The 19573-nt window shown below is 61.0% G+C and carries 18 protein-coding genes; 9 read left to right on the top strand and 9 right to left on the bottom strand.

The window, feature by feature from the left end:
* The first annotated feature begins 107 nt into the window (after window positions 1–107).
* Both VWY34_RS01840 and rlmN read left to right on the top strand, forming a co-directional pair.
* Entirely contained in the window at window positions 108–491 is a 384-nt protein-coding gene (locus VWY34_RS01840; RefSeq protein ID WP_416548906.1) for a lysozyme inhibitor LprI family protein, read from the top strand.
* 96 nt (window positions 492–587) lie between these two features.
* Window positions 588–1772, top strand: coding sequence for a 23S rRNA (adenine(2503)-C(2))-methyltransferase RlmN (rlmN, locus tag VWY34_RS01835; RefSeq protein ID WP_340547206.1), 1185 nt, complete (start codon window positions 588–590; stop codon window positions 1770–1772).
* A 30-nt stretch (window positions 1773–1802) separates the two neighbouring features.
* Here rlmN and VWY34_RS01830 read toward each other — a convergent pair whose 3' ends face one another.
* Window positions 1803–3044 (bottom strand): metallopeptidase, encoded by a 1242-nt coding sequence (locus VWY34_RS01830; protein WP_340547207.1) that lies wholly within the window; start codon window positions 3042–3044, stop codon window positions 1803–1805.
* Window positions 3045–3550: 506 nt separating this feature from the next.
* On the opposite strand from VWY34_RS01830, the gene VWY34_RS01825 reads away from it, so the two are divergent.
* Window positions 3551–3760, top strand: a complete 210-nt coding sequence (locus VWY34_RS01825; protein WP_340547208.1) for a hypothetical protein — start codon at window positions 3551–3553, stop codon at window positions 3758–3760.
* Window positions 3761–3839: 79 nt separating this feature from the next.
* On the opposite strand, the gene VWY34_RS01820 is transcribed toward VWY34_RS01825, so the two are convergent.
* Window positions 3840–4688, bottom strand: a complete 849-nt coding sequence (locus VWY34_RS01820; protein WP_340547209.1) for an LOG family protein — start codon at window positions 4686–4688, stop codon at window positions 3840–3842.
* A gap of 193 nt (window positions 4689–4881) precedes the next feature.
* On the opposite strand from VWY34_RS01820, the gene VWY34_RS01815 reads away from it, so the two are divergent.
* The 3 genes from VWY34_RS01815 (at window position 4882) to dapD (ending at window position 7427) form a co-directional block, all read left to right on the top strand.
* Complete coding sequence (locus VWY34_RS01815) at window positions 4882–5817, top strand: threonine/serine dehydratase (RefSeq protein WP_340547210.1); 936 nt, start codon at window positions 4882–4884, stop codon at window positions 5815–5817.
* A 58-nt stretch (window positions 5818–5875) separates the two neighbouring features.
* Entirely contained in the window at window positions 5876–6475 is a 600-nt protein-coding gene (locus VWY34_RS01810; protein ID WP_340547211.1) for a GntR family transcriptional regulator, read from the top strand.
* 124 nt (window positions 6476–6599) lie between these two features.
* Window positions 6600–7427 (top strand): 2,3,4,5-tetrahydropyridine-2,6-dicarboxylate N-succinyltransferase, encoded by an 828-nt coding sequence (gene dapD / locus VWY34_RS01805; RefSeq protein WP_340547212.1) that lies wholly within the window; start codon window positions 6600–6602, stop codon window positions 7425–7427.
* A 187-nt stretch (window positions 7428–7614) separates the two neighbouring features.
* On the opposite strand, the gene hutU is transcribed toward dapD, so the two are convergent.
* From hutU to hutI, 4 genes are read right to left on the bottom strand one after another with little or no spacing between them, the layout of a single operon-like run.
* Window positions 7615–9294 (bottom strand): urocanate hydratase, encoded by a 1680-nt coding sequence (gene hutU, locus VWY34_RS01800; RefSeq protein WP_416544578.1) that lies wholly within the window; start codon window positions 9292–9294, stop codon window positions 7615–7617.
* A complete protein-coding gene (gene hutG / locus VWY34_RS01795; protein WP_416544579.1) occupies window positions 9291–10073 on the bottom strand; it encodes an N-formylglutamate deformylase in 783 nt (260 codons plus the stop codon). Before hutG ends, hutU begins: the two co-directional genes overlap by 4 nt.
* Window positions 10070–11593: a histidine ammonia-lyase gene (hutH, locus tag VWY34_RS01790; protein WP_416544580.1), complete on the bottom strand. Its 1524-nt coding sequence runs from the start codon at window positions 11591–11593 to the stop codon at window positions 10070–10072. The genes hutG and hutH overlap by 4 nt, the downstream gene beginning before the upstream one ends.
* On the bottom strand, window positions 11590–12804 hold the full coding sequence (hutI, locus tag VWY34_RS01785) for an imidazolonepropionase (RefSeq protein WP_416544581.1): 1215 nt from the start codon (window positions 12802–12804) through the stop codon (window positions 11590–11592). Before hutI ends, hutH begins: the two co-directional genes overlap by 4 nt.
* 74 nt (window positions 12805–12878) lie before the next feature.
* On the opposite strand from hutI, the gene VWY34_RS01780 reads away from it, so the two are divergent.
* From VWY34_RS01780 to VWY34_RS01770, 3 genes are all read left to right on the top strand, one after another.
* Window positions 12879–14246 (top strand): formimidoylglutamate deiminase, encoded by a 1368-nt coding sequence (locus VWY34_RS01780; RefSeq protein WP_416544582.1) that lies wholly within the window; start codon window positions 12879–12881, stop codon window positions 14244–14246.
* Between the two features lie 60 nt (window positions 14247–14306).
* Complete coding sequence (locus VWY34_RS01775) at window positions 14307–15008, top strand: GntR family transcriptional regulator (RefSeq protein WP_340547218.1); 702 nt, start codon at window positions 14307–14309, stop codon at window positions 15006–15008.
* A 62-nt stretch (window positions 15009–15070) separates the two neighbouring features.
* A complete protein-coding gene (locus tag VWY34_RS01770) occupies window positions 15071–15418 on the top strand; it encodes a hypothetical protein (protein WP_340547219.1) in 348 nt (115 codons plus the stop codon).
* A gap of 66 nt (window positions 15419–15484) precedes the next feature.
* Here VWY34_RS01770 and VWY34_RS01765 read toward each other — a convergent pair whose 3' ends face one another.
* From VWY34_RS01765 to VWY34_RS01755, 3 genes are all read right to left on the bottom strand, one after another.
* Complete coding sequence (locus VWY34_RS01765; RefSeq protein WP_416534292.1) at window positions 15485–16540, bottom strand: transporter substrate-binding domain-containing protein; 1056 nt, start codon at window positions 16538–16540, stop codon at window positions 15485–15487.
* A 75-nt stretch (window positions 16541–16615) separates the two neighbouring features.
* Window positions 16616–17743: a Hint domain-containing protein gene (locus VWY34_RS01760; RefSeq protein WP_416544583.1), complete on the bottom strand. Its 1128-nt coding sequence runs from the start codon at window positions 17741–17743 to the stop codon at window positions 16616–16618.
* A gap of 4 nt (window positions 17744–17747) precedes the next feature.
* Window positions 17748–19322 (bottom strand): Hint domain-containing protein, encoded by a 1575-nt coding sequence (locus tag VWY34_RS01755; RefSeq protein WP_340547222.1) that lies wholly within the window; start codon window positions 19320–19322, stop codon window positions 17748–17750.
* Window positions 19323–19573 lie beyond the last annotated feature (251 nt).

Below are 19573 nucleotides of genomic sequence, written 5' to 3'. Positions count from 1 at the left end.
CATGCGAGGAGACCCGGCCTGCATCCGGGTTTTGAGCTGTCGAACGGGTCGGAGGTGTTTTGCCCGGCCCGATAACATCTGTCATGACACCCTAGGAGTTCCACATCATGCGGCGCCACATCGTCACACTCGCCCTGGCATTGCCGTTGCCGGTTCTGGCGGATCCTGCAATGGAATGCAGCGGTGCTGTTTCTCAGGTTGACCTGCGCAGCTGCCTTGAGGCGGATGAAACCCGCGCCAATATGGCTCTTTCACAGGCGTTTGATTATGCCCGCAATACGATGGCCGAACTTGATGATACCACCGGACGACCTGCCGCAATCCCTGCACTGGAGGCGGGGCAGGCATCCTGGGAGACGTTCCGTGACGAGCATTGCGCGTTTGTCGGGGAGACCTTTGCCGGCGGTTCGGGAACCGGTATCGCGGTTCTATCCTGTCGTATTGGCCTGACACGGGATCGGGTCGACGCGCTGATGGATTACGCCCGGTAAGAGAGTGCCGAAGCAAAATCGGGAGGATTCCTTTTGATCTTTGGCAAGAATCCTATATAGAGCCGCATCCACCCAAACAGACCGAGTCTTTTTGCCATGACCGCCAATGCGCCGATCACCCAGGACGTCCTGACCCTGCCTCGCAAGATGCCTGAGGGCGGCAAGATCAATCTAGTAGGTCTGACCCGCGACCAGTTGCGGGAAACACTGATCGCACATGGTACGCCGGAAAAGCAGGCCAAAATGCGGGTCGGGCAGATCTGGCAGTGGATCTATCAATGGGGCAAGCGCGACTTTGCGGAGATGACGAATCTCGCAAAGGCTTATCGCGCGCAGCTGGACGAGCATTTTGAAATCGCGATTCCCGAGGTGGTGAGCAAACAGGTCTCTACCGATGGCACGCGCAAGTATCTGGTGCGTATCGCTGGCGGCCATGAGGTCGAGGTGGTCTACATCCCTGAGGAAGGGCGCGGTACACTGTGTATTTCCTCGCAGGTGGGCTGCACCCTGACCTGCTCGTTCTGCCATACCGGCACGCAGAAACTGGTCCGTAACCTGACGGCGGCCGAGATCGTTGGCCAAATCATGATGGCGCGTGACGATCTGGACGAATGGCCAGTTCCCGGTGCGCCCAAGGATGAGACACGCTTGCTGTCGAATATCGTGCTGATGGGGATGGGAGAGCCGCTCTACAACTTTGACAACGTGCGCGACGCGATGAAGATCGCGATGGACCCCGAGGGGATCAGCCTGTCGCGGCGTCGCATTACCCTGTCAACTTCCGGTGTGGTGCCGGAAATCGCGCGCACGGCCGAGGAAATCGGCTGCCTGCTGGCTGTGTCCTTTCATGCGACCACCGATGAGGTGCGCGACAAACTGGTACCGATCAACAAACGCTGGAATATCGAAACACTTCTGGACGCGCTCCGCGCCTATCCGCGCCTGACCAATTCGGAGCGGATCACTTTTGAATATGTGATGTTGAACGGCGTGAATGACAGCGACGAAGACGCCCATCGTCTGGTTGAGCTGATTGATGGGATCCCGGCGAAGGTCAATCTGATCCCATTCAATGAATGGCCAGGTTCGCCCTATACGCGTTCGTCAAACAACCGGATTCACGCCTTTGCCAACATTATTTATCAGGCCGGCTATGCCTCTCCGATCCGTACACCACGGGGCGAGGACATTCTGGCGGCCTGTGGTCAGTTGAAATCGGCTACCGAGCGTGCGCGCAAGAGCCGTAAACAGATTGAGGCCGAGGCGGGGCTAAACCCCTGACCTCGACCTCCAGGCAGGTCCCCGGCTGCCTCAACTGAATATGAAATCCGCTCCCGTTAGGGTGTCGGTGTAGTTGGTCAATTCCACTTCGAACCAATTGGAATAGGAGATGGTGGTGCTGCCGTTGTCTTCGACGATGTCGAGCTGGTCGAGACTGCCGATCCAGAGGCCAGACACGTCAATCACATCTGCGCCACGGCCAAAGTCGGTGATCCGGTTGACGTCATAGGCATCTGCCTGATCGAAGACAAAAGTATCCGCACCGGAGCCGCCGGTCAGCGTATCGCTGCCATCGCCGCCGACCAGCGTGTCACGGCCGACCCCGCCCAGCAGTTGATCGTCGCCGGATCCGCCATGGAGCAGGTCGTGCCCACGCTTGCCGTGGAGGATGTCGCTATCGCTACCGCCGGAATAGGCATCATCAGTGGTGCCGCCTATCAAGAGATCTGCACCACTGCCACCGAACAGCCGGTCTTCGCCCAAGCCCCCGATTATGGTATCGCTACCACCGGCACCGCGCAGGGTATCATCTGCCTCGCGCCCCTGAACATGGTCATTACCACCTCTGGCGTTGATCGTGGTGTTCTGGTCGGTGCCGATCACCGTTTCCGCCGCGTTTGTGCTTCGGATGATAATGGGATCACTGCCACCGCCGAGGATCTGCCAACCTGCGAAGCTGTCGCTGCTTCCATAAACGTGCTGCATCGCCTGAATGTCGAACGAACCCAGCTCCGTTACATATGTAGGGCTGTGATTGTATGTCATTACCGTGTTTTCAGGCGTGTCGGCGTGGTGGTCCAGCGTCAGCCCGCCATCATGCGAATGCTGCAGGCCAAGGGCATGGCCGACCTCATGCAAAAGCGTAACATAACCATAGGTACCCTTGGTCATGATGGCTGTGTCGATGGTCAGGTCACCGCGACCGGTGAAGCCATCCCCGGACATCGCAATATTGGCCCAGCCACCCGCTGTGCTACCGGTTGAGCCAAAGGCATTGATCATGCCTCGGCCTTCGACTTCGATGAAACGCACCCCCGAAATATCTTCGTATTGAGACAGGCTTTCGCGAAACAGATCGCGTTGATCGTCATCAAAGGCCCAATATTCGGTCGCGCCATAGGGGTCGCTCTCAGCCGGATCCGCGAGGCTACCTGTTTCGGTAAAGCTGTAGGTGATGATGGCCTGCGTTCCCAGATCCGCCGGGGCATTCCAACGGAAGTGGTCGCCGTCGAGGTAGTATAGAAGGGCTGAATAATCCGAAACTCGGGGCATGCGACAACTCCACTTGGGTTGTCGTCAATCTGGTCAATGAATGTGGCGCTGATGGGCCGATTCTTGGGGAATTTTTGGGGCGCTCGACGCCGCTACAGATAGAAAGGGCACGAACTGGGCCGGTCGGTATCCCAAGTTTCAGTTCTGTGATGCGCTTGATATTTCTGTTTATTCAGAGGCTTAACCTGATCGCCCTGGCTCCCTCTCGGATGTCGCTCCTAGGGGCTGCGAAAAATGGCGTTTCGGCGCCAAAGCCTCACATTGTGAACAATAGCATTAAATTTGACCGATTCTGATGATTGAGAACTGTCGCGACCGGGGAACAGGAGCGGTCACCGATTGCATCGTCGCCAGCTGGTCTGATCTTGCGTTGCCGGCGCGTATTTACTGCTGCACGCATCAAGAATAGCGGTGCTGCCCAGAAATTTCCACAATCCGGGTACATTTCCGCCATTCCAACAGAACAGTTTCCAGATTGTAGACAGTCGATGGAAGGGAAAGAGATCATGGCAAGTCATACAGCGGCCGCTGCGCCGATTGAGCCCACCGTATTGGATCTGGTTCGCGAGGAACGTGGCAAGGCGTTGAGCCCGCGTGAATGGAAGTTTCGCCTGCGTGGCTATGGTTATGCGATCAAGGATATAGAAGGCGCGCAAGTTCTGACACGTCTGCCCCACGGCAAGCCTCTGGGTGTTCTGCCGCCTGAATTCGCCTGAGCCATCCCTTTCAAGGGACGGTTCCCTTCGGCAGGCCCCGCCACGCGCGCTTGGCGGCGCGACGGGGATTCCTGGGTGATCAGCCGTTACGACCGGGCAAGCTGTCACGGGGCGGTGCCGGCTCCCAGTTGTCGATGATGTGAATCGCCTCCTCGGCGGTTTCCACGAACCGGAACAGGTCAAGATCTTCCTCCGAGATGGTTCCGGCATCCGCCAGAGCGTCCCAGTTGATGATTTTTTCCCAGAACTCACGACCAAACAGCAGGAACGGTACGCGTTCCATACGGCCGGTCTGGATCAGCGTCAGGCTTTCGAACATCTCGTCCAGCGTGCCAAAGCCGCCGGGAAACACGGTAATGGCCCGGGCGCGCATCAGGAAATGCATCTTCCGGATCGCAAAATAGTGGAAGTTAAAGCAGAGTTCCGGCGTGACGAATTCATTTGGTGCCTGCTCATGGGGCAGCACGATATTCAGCCCGACAGAGGCGCCGCCGGCGTCAACTGCGCCGCGATTGCCTGCTTCCATCACCCCAGGTCCGCCGCCGGTCACGATGACATCTTTCCTGCCACCTGTGGTCATTGATTTCTCGGTCATGAGCTTGGCGAACTTGCGAGCTTCATCATAGAAATGGGACAGGTCCCGAAGCGTCTGCGTGCGCGCTTGCGCCTTGTCTTTTGGCGCCGGGATACGTGCACCACCAAACATGACGATGGTGCTTTCGATACCATGCTCATCCAGCATCAACTGCGGTTTCAGCAGCTCAAGCTGCAACCGAACCGGGCGCAGCTCCTCGCGACAGAGAAAATCTTCATCTGCAAAGGCCAGCCGGTATGCCGGAGATTCGGTCTGCGGTGTCGATGGCATATGCTCGGCGCGATCCCTGTCAGAATGTGCATCCCGGAATCGGCTATGGCGATCGTCATTCATTGCAAACCTGCTATGTTATTTCAAAAAATACGGAGTTCTATTTCTACCGCTTTGGCGGGCGTGACGCTAGCCCGGATCCATCGCCTTGATATGAAGGTGATCCGGGGTGAAGCCCATCGAAGATGCAAGGAGGGCTTGCACAAGCTGGCACAGGGCTTACGGTCAGCGCGCCGACGGGAAAAGAGGACTGCTCATGCATTGGACACAAGATATTGGCGCCGCTGAAACGCGGATCCGCCCTTATATTCAGCGCACACCGATATTGGAAACCGTCGGCTTCGGCTTCGACCATCCGATCATGATGAAGCTGGAGCATATGCAGCACACCGGCAGCTTCAAGGCGCGTGGTGCCTTCAACACGCTTTTGGGCGGATCGGTGCCGGAGGCTGGGCTGGTGGCTGCATCCGGCGGCAATCATGGCGCGGCGGTCGCCTACGCTGCCAAGAGGCTCGGCTTTCGCGCGCGTGTATATGTTCCGGAAATGGCTGGCCCGGCAAAGATCGCATTGATCAGAGCCTGCGGCGCGGATCTCGAGGTTGTTCCGGGCGCCTATGCCAATGCCCTTGAGAAAGCGCAGGCCTACGAGCAGCGGACTGGTGCAATGCAGGTCCATGCCTATGACGCACCGGCAACGGTTATCGGGCAGGGTACCTGCTTTGCGGAATGGGACGCACAGGGGCTCGTGGCTGACACGCTATTGATTGCGGTGGGCGGAGGCGGGCTGATAGCGGGCGCCATGGCCTGGTACGGCGGATCGAAGAAGATCGTGGCGGTTGAGCCGGAAACCAGTTCGGCCTTAAATAGCGCGCTTGCCGCAGGCAAGCCCGTCGATGTTGAGGTTTCAGGCGTGGCTGCAAATGCTCTCGGCGCGCGGCGGATCGGCAATATCTGCTACGAGCTGGCTGAGGCTCAATCACATGCGGTGACCTCGGTGACGGTGCCCGACGATGCAATCACCGCGGCCCAGACGGCGCTGTGGCAGGAACGCCGCCTGCTGGTGGAGCCGGCAGGGGCAACCGCATTGGCTGCTCTGACCAGCGGCATCTACCAGCCGGCAGCAGGTGAGCGGGTTGCGGTGCTGCTCTGCGGTGGCAATATCGCCAATGATCCAGTTGGAGGCACCTCATGATCCTGCATAGCGCTGGGCCGGGATCTGTGATCGAGCCCCGACGTCGGAGCGACGCTGCATGAGCGCTACGATCTCCGACCGAATTTACCACGCGCTGAGCGAACGGATCGTGACCGGCGCTCTGCCTGCCGGCGAGAAGCTGCGTCAGGACCATATTGCACGCGAGTTCAACGCCAGCCACGTTCCGGTGCGCGAGGCCCTGTTGAGACTGGAGGCGCACGGACTTGCCCAGTCGATTCCACGGCGTGGCATGCGGGTGACAGCATTGGACCCTTCGGAAATACGCGAAGTCATCGAAATGCGCGTCTCGCTCGAGCTGCTGGCCTTGCAAAACGCCTTTGCCCATCTGGGACCCTCGGAGCTGGAAGCGGCAGACACCGCAAGACTCGCCTGCGATGCCGCAACAGACATGGCCGATTGGGAGCAAAAGAACCGCGCCTTTCACCGGGTCATCTTGTCGCCCTGTGCAATGCCGCGTTTGTTGGCGACAATTGACGACCTGCATATTGCCTCGGCTCGTCATCTTTTTGCCAATTGGAAACACCGCTGGAGCCAACGTGTCGACACCGATCATGCGCTGATCGTGCAGGCCATGCGACGTCGGGATGTAACCACCGCCTGCGATATTCTACGCCGCCATCTGCGGCGGGTCCGCTAGAACCACGCCGCTGCCGCCACGATTGGCCGCTGCGGGTGGGGATATTGACGCAATCCGCACATGACCCCGGAGTAAAATGAGGTTATGTAGCGGCGAAACCAACCACACGCCGGAGAAACCCCAGATGTCCAACGCCCAGCTGGAAACCGCAATCGAGGCCGCTTGGGAGGCCCGTGACACCATCACATCCGCCACCACAGGTGAGCAGCGCGAGGCTATCGAAGACACGTTGAACGCCCTGGATTCGGGTAAACTGCGCGTGGCCGAGCGCCAGGACAACGGGGATTGGCATGTCAATCAATGGGCCAAGAAAGCCGTTCTTCTGGGCTTCCGCATCAAGGATATGGAAGAGCAATCCGGCGGCCCCCAGGGTTCTGGGTGGTGGGACAAGGTCGACAGCAAGTTCAAAGGGTGGCGCGCATCCGAATGGAAAGAGGCTGGATTCCGGGCCGTTCCCAACTGCGTTGTTCGCAAATCGGCCTATATCGCCCCCGGCGTGGTCCTGATGCCATCCTTCGTGAACCTTGGTGCCTATGTCGACGAAGGCACGATGGTCGACACCTGGGCAACCGTTGGCTCCTGCGCTCAGATCGGCAAGAATGTTCATCTTTCCGGTGGTGTCGGTATTGGCGGTGTCTTGGAGCCGATGCAGGCAGGCCCGACCATCATTGAAGACAATTGCTTTATTGGCGCGCGCTCCGAAGTGGTTGAAGGCTGCATCGTGCGTGAAGGATCTGTCCTTGGAATGGGTGTGTTCATCGGCCAATCTACCAAGATCGTGGACCGCGAGACCGGTGAAGTCATGTATGGCGAAGTGCCGCCTTATTCGGTGGTGGTCGCCGGCTCCATGCCCTCAAAAAATGGCGTCAACCTATACTGTGCGGTGATCGTGAAACGGGTAGACGAAAGAACCCGATCCAAGACCGGGATCAACGAGCTGCTGCGCGACTGATCCCATCCCTTCAGTTCGAGCTCATGGAACGCGCCCCACAGGGCGCGTTTTTATTTGTACTAATCGCCGGGGCCTTGCCCCGGATCCCAGAGTATTTTTGGAAAGTTGACAGGTAGGCCGAGCTGTCACTTTTCTCCAAATACTCCGGGGTGAGGCCGTTAGGCCGAGGGGCAGAGCCCCATTGGCGTTAGAGGATACCGGGCAGGTTCAGCCCGTGTTCGCGCGCGCAGTCCTTGGCAATGTCATAGCCTGCATCCGCATGGCGCATGACGCCGGTGGCCGGGTCGTTCCACAGCACGCGGCCGATGCGGCGGTCGGCGTCCTCGGTGCCGTCGCAGCAGATCACCACGCCGGAATGCTGCGAGAAGCCCATGCCAACGCCGCCGCCGTGGTGCAGCGACACCCAGGTCGCGCCGGAGGCCGTGTTCAGCAGCGCGTTCAAGAGCGGCCAGTCGGACACCGCGTCGGAGCCGTCCATCATCGCCTCGGTCTCGCGGTTCGGGGACGCCACGGAACCCGAGTCCAGATGGTCCCGGCCAATGACGACCGGCGCTGACAGCTCGCCATTGCGGACCATCTCGTTGAAGGCGAGGCCCGCCTTGTGGCGGTCGCCGAGGCCGATCCAGCAGATCCGTGCGGGCAAGCCCTGGAAGGCAATCCGCTCCTGCGCCATGTCCAGCCAGCGGTGCAGCCCCTCGTTCTCGGGGAACAGCTCCTTCATCTTGGCGTCGGTTTTCCTGATATCCTCCGGATCGCCCGAGAGTGCCGCCCAGCGGAACGGGCCGATGCCGCGGCAGAACAGCGGGCGGATGTAGGCGGGCACGAAGCCGGGGAAGTCAAAGGCGTTCTCCAGCCCCTCTTCCAGCGCCATCTGGCGGATGTTGTTGCCGTAATCCACCGTCGGCACGCCCATCGCGTGGAAATCGCACATCGCCTTCACCTGCACGCGCATGCTGGCGCGGGCGGCCATTTCCACCGCCTTCGGCTCTGAGACCCGGCGCTCCTTCCACTCGCCCATGGTCCAGCCCAGCGGCAGGTAGCCGTTCACCGGGTCGTGGGCTGAGGTCTGGTCGGTCACGATATCGGGGCGGATGCCGCCCGCCTTGGCGCGCTCGACCAGTTCGGGGAAGATCTCTGCCGCGTTGCCCAGAAGGCCCACCGATTTCGCCTCGCCCGCAGCGGTCCAGCGCTCGATCATCTCCAGCGCTTCGTCCAGGGTTTCGGCCTTCTCGTCCAGGTAATTGGTGCGCAGGCGGAAGTCGATGCTGTCGGGGTTGCACTCCACCGCCAGGCAGCAGGCACCGGCAAACACGGCTGCCAGCGGCTGCGCGCCGCCCATGCCGCCCAGGCCGCCGGTCAGGATCCATTTGCCCTTGAGGTCGCCGCCATAATGCTGGCGGCCGGCCTCGGCAAAGGTTTCATAGGTGCCCTGCACGATCCCTTGCGTGCCGATATAGATCCACGAACCAGCGGTCATCTGGCCGTACATCATCAGGCCCTTCTTATCGAGCTCGTTGAAGTGGTCCCAGTTGGCCCAATGCGGCACCAGGTTGGAGTTGGCGATCAGCACCCGCGGCGCATCCTTGTGGGTCTGGAACACGCCCACCGGCTTGCCAGACTGCACCATCAGGGTCTGGTCTTCCTCCAGGTTCTTCAGGGTCTCGACGATCAGGTCGAAATCCTTCCAGGTGCGCGCGGCGCGGCCGATGCCGCCGTAAACCACCAGCTCATGCGGGTTTTCGGCCACATCCGGGTGCAGGTTGTTCATCATCATCCGCATCGGCGCCTCGGTCATCCAGGACTTGGCGGTGATTTCCGGGCCGGTGGGCGGGAAGATGTCGCGGGTGTTCTTGCGGGGATCGCTCATGCGGGCCTCCAGGTCTGAAGATCGGTGAAAATTTTGGTGAGATGGGCGCGCAGGGCTTCCGCGCGCTCCGGCAGATAGGTCCAGGGGGGGCTTTCCTGGCAGTAGGTGGCCTGCGCCAGTTCCATCTGGATGGCGTGATAGCCCTCCGCGGGCCGCCCGTAATGGCGGGTGGTCCAGCCGCCCTTGAAACGCCCGTTGAGGGTGGAGGTATAACCCTCCGCCGCCACGCAACGGGCCACGGTCAGCGCCTCGATTTCAGGGTCGCAGGTCTGCCCCATGTTGGTGCCCACGTTGAAATCCGGCAGGCGGCCCTCGAACAGGAACGGGATGTCGCCGCGGATCGAGTGGCAGTCATAAAGGATCGCAAAACCGTGGCTCGCCTTCACCCGCTCCAGCTCCGCCATCAGCGCCGCGTGATAGGGGGCGTGGTAGGCATCGCGGCGGCGCGCGATTTCCGCCTCACCCGGCTCCTTGCCCTCTTGCCAGATCGGCAGCCCGTCGAAGTCGGTCAGCGGCACCAAAGTGGTGGTGTTTTGCCCTGGATAGAGACTGATACCACCCGGATCGCGGTTCACGTCGATCACATAGCGGTGGATTGGCGTACGGACGGTTGTGATGTCCTCCGCCAGCCCGGAATAGAGGTCATGGATATGCCAGTCTGTGTCCGCTAGCGCCTTGCCCGTCTCGTTCAGACACTCCCAGATTTCCGCTGGCACATCGGTGCCGGTGTGGGGCAGGCCCAGCACCAGCGGCGACGACCCTTGGGTGACCTCGATCATGCCGCCACCTTGACGCCTGCGGCCTCAGCAACCCGGCCTGCGCGGACCATGGCGCTGGCAGCTTCGATATCCGGCGCCAGATAGCGGTCCTCTGCCAGCGCGGGGATATCGGCCCGCAGCATTGCCAGCACGTCCTGCAGCCGCGCGGAGGTCTGCAGCGGCGCACGCGCCTCCACCCCTTGCGCAGCACAGAGCATTTCGACGCCCAGGATCACCGACAGATTGGCGTTCATCCGTCCCAGACGCAGCGCGCCATGGGCCGCCATCGACACGTGGTCCTCCTGGTTGGCCGATGTGGGCGTCGAGTCGGTCACGCAGGGGTTGGCCAGGTGCTTGTTCTCGCTCATCAGCGCGGCGGTGGTCACCTCGGCAATCATGAAACCGGAGTTCAGGCCCGGGTCAGGCGTCAGAAACGGCGGCAGGTCGTGGCTGAGGGTCGGGTCCACCATCAAGGCCACCCGGCGCTGCGCGATGGCGCCGATTTCGGCCACGGCGAGCGCGATCTGATCGGCGGCAAAGCCCACGTATTCGGCGTGGAAGTTGCCGCCGGAGACGATCCGGCCTTCGTTCACCAGCACCAGCGGGTTGTCGGTAACGGCGTTGGCCTCGATCTCCAGCGTTTTGGCGGCCATCCGCAGCACGTCCAGCGCCGCTCCCACCACCTGCGGCTGGCAGCGGATGCAGTAAGGATCCTGCACCCGGGTGTCATCCTCGCGGTGGCTTTCGCGGATTTCCGAGCCATCCATGATCCCGCGCATTTCACGCGCCACGTCGATCTGCCCGGCATGGCCGCGCAAGGAATGGATGTCGGCGACCAGCGGCGCGGTGGAGCCCATGATAGCGTCGGTGGTGAGCGAGGCAATCGCCATCGACGCCTCCGCCATGCGCCAGGCGTCAAACAAACCGGCCAAGGCGCAGGCGGTCGAGAACTGGGTGCCGTTGATCAGCCCCAGGCCTTCCTTGGGACCCAGCACAATAGGCTCTAACCCGGCCTTTTTCAGGGCATCAAGGCTGGACATGCGGGTGCCTTCGAACGTGGCCTCCCCTGCCCCGATCATCGCCGCCGCCATATGCGCCAGCGGCGCCAGGTCGCCAGAGGCGCCGACCGAGCCCTGCGACGGGATCACCGGCACCACGCCGCGCGCCAGCATCTGTTCGATCTGTTCGATCACCAGCCAGCGCACGCCGGAGGCGCCGCGGCCCATCGACAGCAGTTTCAGCGTCATCATCAGCCGGGTCTTGTCCTCCGGCAGCGCCTCCCCTACCCCGCAGCAATGGCTTAGGATCAGGTTGCGCTGCAGGGTGGCGGTGTCTTCCGGTGCGATCTTGGTCGAGGCCAGCTTGCCGAAGCCGGTGTTGATTCCATAGACCGCTTCTTCTCCGGCAGCGGCATCGGCCACCATCTGCGCTGCGGCCTCCACCGGCGCACGGGCCGAGGCATCCAGCCTGGCCGGGATCAGGTTGCGGTAGATATCTTCCAGCGTGGACAGCGTCACCGTGCCGGGGATCATCTCGATCATTGTTTGCCCTCATAGATACGGGAGTAAAGCGGGTTGAAGCCGATGCGGTAGGCGAGTTCGCCGGGCGTTTCCACGTCCCAGACCGCCAGATCGGCGCGCATCCCAGCGGAAATCTCTCCGCGGTCCGCCAGCCCCAGCGCGCGGGCTGCGTTGCGTGTGACACCCGCCAGCGCCTCCTCCGGGGTCATCCGGAACAGGGTGCAGCCCATGTTCATCGTCAGCAGCAAGGAGGTCAGCGGCGAGGAGCCGGGGTTGCAGTCGGTCGCCAGCGCCATCGGCACGCCGTGGGTCCGGAAGTGCTCAACCGGCGGCATCTGGGTTTCGCGGATGGTGTAGAACGCACCCGGCAGGATCACCGCAACAGAACCCGAGGCGGCCATCGCCCTGGCGTCGTCTTCGGTGGCGTATTCCACGTGATCGACTGACAACGCACCGTACTTTGCCGCCAATGCGGTGCCTCCCTGATGGCTCAGCTGCTCGGCATGCAGTTTCACCGGCAGGCCAAGTTCCTTGGCAACCTTGAACACCCGTTCGATCTGCGCAGGCGCAAAGGCGATGTTTTCGCAGAAGCCGTCGACCGCATCCACCAGCCCCTCCGCAAAAGCGGCGCGCAGGGCGGGGATGCAGACCTGATCAATATAATCATCGTCCCGGCCCTTGTACTCCGCCGGGGTGGCATGGGCGCCGAGGAAGGTGGTTTTCACCGCCACCGGGCGCAATTCGCCCAGGCGGCGGGCGGCGCGCAGCATGTTGAGTTCGGTGGTCTGGTCCAGCCCGTAGCCGGATTTCACCTCTACCACCGTGGCACCTTCGGCGATCAGGGCATCCAGACGCGGCAGCGCGCCCTGTACCAGCTGCTCCAGCGACGCCTCGCGGGTGGCTGAAACGGTCGAGACGATGCCACCCCCAGCGCGTGCGACCTCTTCATAAGAGGCCCCATTCAGGCGCATTTCAAACTCCAGCGCCCGGTTGCCGCCAAAGACGATATGGGTGTGACAGTCGACCAGACCCGGTGTGATCAGGCGCCCGCCCATCGAGACACGGTCCCAGTTTTCATAGTCTTCTGGCAGCTGATCCTCTGGGCCGACCCACTGGATGCTGCCGTCTTTCACTGCGACGATACCGTCTCTGATCAGACCGTAGGGGGCGTCCCTATCGGCCATCGTGGCTAGCGTAGCGTCGCAGATCAGATAGGAACGGGGGCTGTTCATGGCATCCTCGCAAAAAGCTTGATGATATGAATGTATGTATATAACATTATTATGTCTATACATAAGGGGGGCAAATGCAGTCAATATTTGCACACCACGCGCGCCTGCCTCAGGGGTGGGTCACTGATCTGCGATTGACGGTTGCGGATGGTTGGATCGTCACGCTTGAACCCGGCGCGGTTGCACAGCCTCAAGATCATTGTGTCATGGCGCTGGTCCCGGCCCTCGCCAATCTGCATTCTCACAGTTTCCAGCGGGCCATGGCGGGCATGACCGAAACGCGCGTCTCGGGGAAAGAGAGTTTCTGGTCATGGCGCAAGCTGATGTATCAATTTGTCGATCACCTGACACCCGAACACTATGAGGCGATTGCTGGACTGGTCTTCATGGAAATGCTGGAGGCGGGTTATGCCTCGGTTGGGGAGTTCCACTATGTGCACCACCAATCCGGGGGACGGCCCTATGCCGCGCTGGGCGAGTTGAGCAATCGCGTCTTTGCGGCGGCGGACCTGACCGGGATCGGACTGACCCATCTGCCGGTTTTATACAGCTATGGCGGGGCAGGGCAGGTGCCTCTTTCCGGGGGTCAGCAGCGGTTTGGCAATGATGTGGCGCGCTATGCGGACCTTCTGTCCGATTGTCGTTCGATGGTGACGAAGAGCCTGCCGTCAGATGCGCGTGTCGGCATTGCGCCGCATTCGCTGCGGGCAACCGCACCACAGGATCTGAAAGAGGTCCTGTCGCTGCGGTCGGGCGCGCCGGTGCATATACATATTGCAGAGCAACCGCAGGAAGTGACCGATATCAGCACTTGGCTGGGAGCGAGACCGGTAGAGTGGTTGCTGGAGAATTGCGGTGTCGGCGCAGATTGGTGCCTTATCCATGCGACCCATATGACAGCGCAGGAAACCCGCGATCTGGCGCAGAGCGGTGCCGTGGCCGGCCTCTGCCCGATTACCGAAGCCAACCTGGGCGACGGTCCCTTCAACGGTGCGGCGTTTCTGAGCCACGGAGGGAACTTCGGTGTCGGATCAGATTCCAACGTGCGGATTTCCCTGTCGGAAGAGCTGCGCATGCTTGAGTATTCGCAGCGGCTGCGGGATCTGGCGCGTAATGTGATGGTACCGCAAGAGGGGTCCGTCGGAACGACCCTATATCTGGGTGCGGCCGAGGGTGGTGCGCAGGCGCTTGGCCGCGAGGCCGGTCGTCTGGAAGTCGGTGCTCTGGCGGATCTGATGGCTTTTGATACGACGCATGTCTCACTATGTGCGCTGCGCCCGGACCAGCTCCTTGATGGTCTTTGCTTCGCTTCCGATGATTCCGTGGTCAGCGATGTCTGGTCTGCAGGGCGTCATGTCGTCAGCGGCGGGCGCCATGCAAAGCGGGATCAGATCATCGCGGCTTATGCCTCAGCGGTTGCTGCGCTCCTTGACGCGCTTTAACAGAAGACACTGCTGCGCGCTGGCTGCTGGAGCAGTGGTCGAGCAGACTGGGGGACAGGTATGGTAGAACGGACAAAAATGGGTTTTCAGGATGTCCGTGACAACGTGCTGAAACGCATTCAGGACCGGGTCTGGGCGCAGGGCGACCTGTTGCCGACAGAGCAGGAACTGGCTGAGGAATTCGGATGTGCCCGCGCCACTGTGAACCGTGCGCTGCGTGAGCTGGCGGAGCGAGGTATCATCGACCGCAAGCGTAAAAGCGGAACGCGGGTGGCAATGTTACCCGTGAAACAAGCCAAGCTGGAGATCACGCTAACGCGGCAGCTGGTCGAGGACCGAAATGCCACCTACCGTTACGCATTGGTCCACCGGAGAGAGGGTCCGGCGCCGGGCTGGCTGGCATCGCAATTGCAACTGGCACCAGCGTCGCCCGTTTTGCACGTGCGCGCCATGCACTATGGCGACAACCAGCCGTTCCAATATGAAGATCGCTGGATCAATATCGCCGCGGTGCCAAAGGTGACAGAGGCCGATTTTAGTGCGGTCGGACCAAATGAATGGCTGCTCGCCGAGGTGCCGTTTTCCACCGCCGAGCTGAGCTTTGGTGCCATTGCTGCGGATGCTGAATTGGCCGAGTATCTTGCCTGTCCGGTTGGCGCGCCACTGTTCCAGATGGAGCGGTCGACCTGGTTTCAGGCCCAGCCGGTCACCTTTGTTCGGATGAGTTTCCATCCCGGCTACCAGATGCGCAGCCGCTATTAGATCGGCCGACCAAGCGGCGATCCGTATTGACCAAACCCATGCCGCAGGGATATGGCGAGCGCATGGAAAAAAAGAAAATCTCCCGTCAGCAGGTCTACACGCTTGTGGTTCAGATCGGTCGCAAGGAAGGTGATGGTCTGCCCGAAGGGGCCACTGGTGCCGCCCTGATGATCTATGCCTCTGGCGTGGATGAGGCTGAAGCCGTGCGTGAAACCGTTGCAATTCTGAAGCAGGCCGATACCGCGCCGCTGGATGTCACCGGCTATGGCACATTGGCCGATCGCGAGGCCGAGGATCACGACATCTCGGATGAGGAACGTGAGCTGATGCAACGTGCACTGGATGAGAATTCGGTGATCGTTGCGCAGATGACGCCCTTTTTTGACGACGGGCCTGCAACCCTGCACTAGCACGCAGGTCTCGCGTCTGCCGACCAGACTGCCGCCTAAACGGCGACGGGGTGTCGGGCTGTCAGGTCAGGGCGCCTTGCCGAACCACTTTCGATAGATATCGTCGTATTCGCCGTTTTCGCGTAGGGCCAGCAGCGCGCGGTTGATATCTTCCAGATGCTCGGAGCTATCGGGGAGCAGCAAGCCGTAGTCCTCGCGCAGGAATACCTGTCCGACGGCGCGGCCATGCAGACGACCTTCGCCTTCCATGTAGTGGTCCAGAACCGGGGCGTCGAAGACGACAACCCTGGTCTCACCGCTTTCGAAATCCTTCAGCAAGGACGCCAGATCCGAATATCCGCGATAGCTGATGTCACGGCGTTCGAGAAACCGCGCCGCCGTAGAGCCGTCGAGTGTGCCGACGTCCTTGTCATAGAGGTCATTCACCGAGTTGATCGACCCGCTGATCGCCTCGACCGTCATGACGGCTGTGATCTTGGCCACGAAAAGCGACACTACGAACAGGGATGAGACGACGAGGATAACGCCAAATATGCGCCCAATCGGGGTGCGTGGGACGCGTTCCTCAAAGCCGCCGTTGACCACGAGGTTCAGCGCCCACCAGAAGGAGGGGAACCAGGCCTCTTTCAGTGGGCGGTCGAAATAGGGCTGGGCGCGTCGCTCCAGGCCCCACATCAGCATCCCGCCCCCCATCAGCAGGACGACAGCGACTGCAATTGCAATCATCAGGTCGGCGGAAAACAGCACCCGGATCAATGAGGGCGCACGGACATCGGCGGCCGCTACCATGATCCGCAGACCGCTTTCGAAGATCGGGTGGCTGAAGTCCATTTCGGTTTCGCGTGCCGAGGTGATCGAAATATTGGCCGCTGCCATATCCACCTGGCCGCTGCGCACCAGATCCAGCATTTCGCCGAATGTATCTGTCCGCACCAGCTGATAATCCCAGCCCAGCCGGTCGCTCAGGCTGCGCACCAGATCAATGGAAAACCCGGTGTCGCGATCACCCTCCGTCATCGAAAACGGCGGGCGCGTGACCGTGCTGACAGTCAGAGTCTCGGCGGCCGCTGCCAGCCCCCACAGCAGATAGATCAGGAAAAATGGAGCAAGAAAACGGCGCAACTGAACGATAGGACCCTATGAGACATCATTCGTTTTGTCCTTAGAATGTCCCACAGGCTCAGGCAAGCGTCGTGGTCAGGCGATGCGTCGTTCTGCCAGAACTGCGGCATCAAAGCTGCGCAGCAACGGGGCCGGATCCACTGCATGTTCGGGAATCGTATTGCGGTCCAGATGCGCCAGTGCGCTGGCGTCATAGGCGGCGCGGTTGCGGCGCAAACGCCCCAGATAAAGGCTCTCGACCGCGGTGCCTGCCGCTATGAAACGCTCATGGCGTGGCAGGATGAGCTGCGCCAGATCGACCAGCGGGCAGGGAGCCTGAGGGTCATCGGTAGGATCGGTATCAGCTTGCGTTACCAGCGCAGTCCCCAGCATCATCGCCGCAGTCAGACGGACGTCTGGACGACCAAAAAGGTAGTCGACATCGGTTCCCGAGACCACCAGTGGCTGCTGCGGCGCCAGCAGCAGATCATCTGTCAGCCCGAAGAACGGTGCGCGCAGTCGCAGGGGCGTATCATGGCCAATCGCGGGGACGCGGCGATCTAGCCGATGCAGGACCGGAACAGCTTCTCCTTCGGGTGTCAGGACCAGATCTCCGCGTCGCAGCTGCCCCAAGGGTATATTGCCGTCCGGCGTGGCAACCTTGGTGTGTGGCTCCAGCCCGCCCAGTGGTGCCATCTGTACGATTTCGCTGCTGAGAGAGGCGGAAAGCAGGCCGCAGGCCTCGGCTGAGGCGGGCAGCGCTGCGAGAAGCGTTCTTGCATCGCCGATGCGCAGCGGTGGCGGCGCCTGCAGGTCGGCCGTTGCGATAGTGCTCCCCGAGGCGGTCATCAGCGCAAGTCGCCCCCAGCGTGCCAGACTATCCCAGGAATAGATCAGACGTGCCGCGTTGCTTTCGCTGCCCGAAGGGTTCGGGGCGAGGATGCGTTGGTCCAGATGGCAGCCGGGCTGGCTGAGCGTCAGGGTGACGCCGCGGCCCAGGTTGCGTCTGAGCCGCAACAGCAGCGGCCAACCTTGGCAATCATCCACCGAACGGTCCAGCAGCAGCAGGTCGCCGCTTGGCCTGGCCTCGTCCAGCGACAGATCCAGACACAGGCTGCCCTGTGTCATCAAAACGTCGTCGGGAGCGTTGAGGCAGGTCTCGCGTTCAGTCACCGCAACCGCGATGGACGCCCGTTCGATGCTGCGTGTTGCCAGCCAGCTCATCCGATCAGCGCGCTGCAAGCGTGGCACGCAGAAGCCGCGCTTCATAGCTGCGCAGGCTGGGACGCGCCGCGGGGCCGTACCCTTTTCCGGTGAGCGGATCCAGCTCCGGGAACAGCGCTTGCAACTCGGCCAGAACGTCAGCGTCGAAATGTCGGCTGGTCTGTGGTCCCGGCAGGAAACTCTCGGTCAACAGGCCTTCACTGATGACCAGCTGATGCTCATCGAACATCACATGCACATAGGTCACCCGACCTCCCGGGCGGCGGGTAATCGACTGATCGTTGATCAGATCTTTTGCTGCGATCAGTACCTCATGGGCGCCAAAGAGCATCTCTGCCATCCCGTCGCTGAGCAAGATGCGGTGCTGTGGCGATACCCAGAGTTCTTCATGATCTCCAAGCGCACCCGCCTTGATACAGATCGGAGCAAACCGCCCCTCGGCCTGAACCTGCCTTGAGCCGATCCAACGTAGCGGCTGCAAGCCGTTGTCGCGCGTCATGACCAGATCGCCGGGCCGCAGGGTCTCGACAGGTTGCAGCCCTTTGTCGGTCAGCAGGCGACTGCCGGTCACAAAGCAGGGGATGCTGGTGGCCTCGACATAGCCAACGTCACTGTTGGTGCCGTTGCTGGCTGTATAGGTAAAGGCGAAGTCCTCGACGTCACCATCGCCGATCAGGGTCAGCGTGCCGTTTGCATTCAGCTGAACCTGCTGGCCGGTGCCAAGGGTAACAACGTCCCCGGCGACAACCGCGACCCCATTGATATGAGTGATCGTCAGCGTGCTTGTGGAGGTGTTGGTGTCATTGGCCAGCACATTGACCACCCGGGATCCATTGGCATCAACACGGGCGAAATCGGTCTGCGCGATCACATCGGTTTGTGCCGAATCGGCAGCGATCAGAAGATTGCTGTCGTAGCTGCCATCCGACACATCGGCGATGCCGATCCGGATGGTGTTTTCCACGCCCGGATCAACCTGCATGGTCAGCGTCATCGTGACGGTCAGACCATCCATTTCGGTGTTGTAGTCGTCGTTGGCGTTGTCGAGATAGATATTGGAGTTCGTATTGGAGTTCACGTTGCCGGGATCGGTATCGCCGTTACCGAACTCCAGGTTGACCATCTCGCCGTTGACCCAGACGCCCACAAAATCCTGAAAGACAGAATCCTGGTATTCCGGGTATTCCTCTGAGGCGAAGACAAATTGAATCGTCATCACCGAGCCATCGGGCACAAACGTGACATCCAGATAGGAGGCGTCGAAGGTCTGCGTGCCAGCGGCGGCATTGAACGTGGGATCTCCGTTGGGGCCGTCGCTTGCGGTGGTCTGATTGGTGGACTGGTTGGCCTCTCCGGTTGAGTTGGTATAGGCGCTGGCCTGCCCGGTGGAGAGGATGATGCCGGTGTCCGACGGCGTCGCACCGGGCGCAATAGAATCACCGTTGGAATAGATAGCCGACGCGCGGGTGTCACCGGTGTAGCTTGCGCTGATCACCTGCACGCCATCGCCAAAGATGGTCTCGGCCATCTGCACCGCAGTGGCGTTTATGTCATATGTCAGCTCGGATGCTGCAACCATTGTCTTGTCTCACCTCTTCACGATGAGGCAGCGCATGGTCTGGAACATGACACCTCCGCAAGGGGTGCCCCTGCGCCGCCTTAGGGCGACGCGATGTCCGATCTGCTCTGTGGCCCCGCTGTTACGGTGGATCCACGGCGATTGATGCTCTGCCTCGAGTCGTATTTTAAGGATTTATTAACACTCTCACCTCCCGCTTGTCCGGTTGGCGCAGACAGGCGTTGGAAATAATGCTGATCTGCGCGGCATTT

This window comes from Phaeobacter sp. JH20_02 (assembly GCF_048056915.1).
Lineage (GTDB): Bacteria > Pseudomonadota > Alphaproteobacteria > Rhodobacterales > Rhodobacteraceae > Phaeobacter > Phaeobacter bryozoorum.
This window is presented reverse-complemented; position numbering and strand designations above follow the sequence as displayed.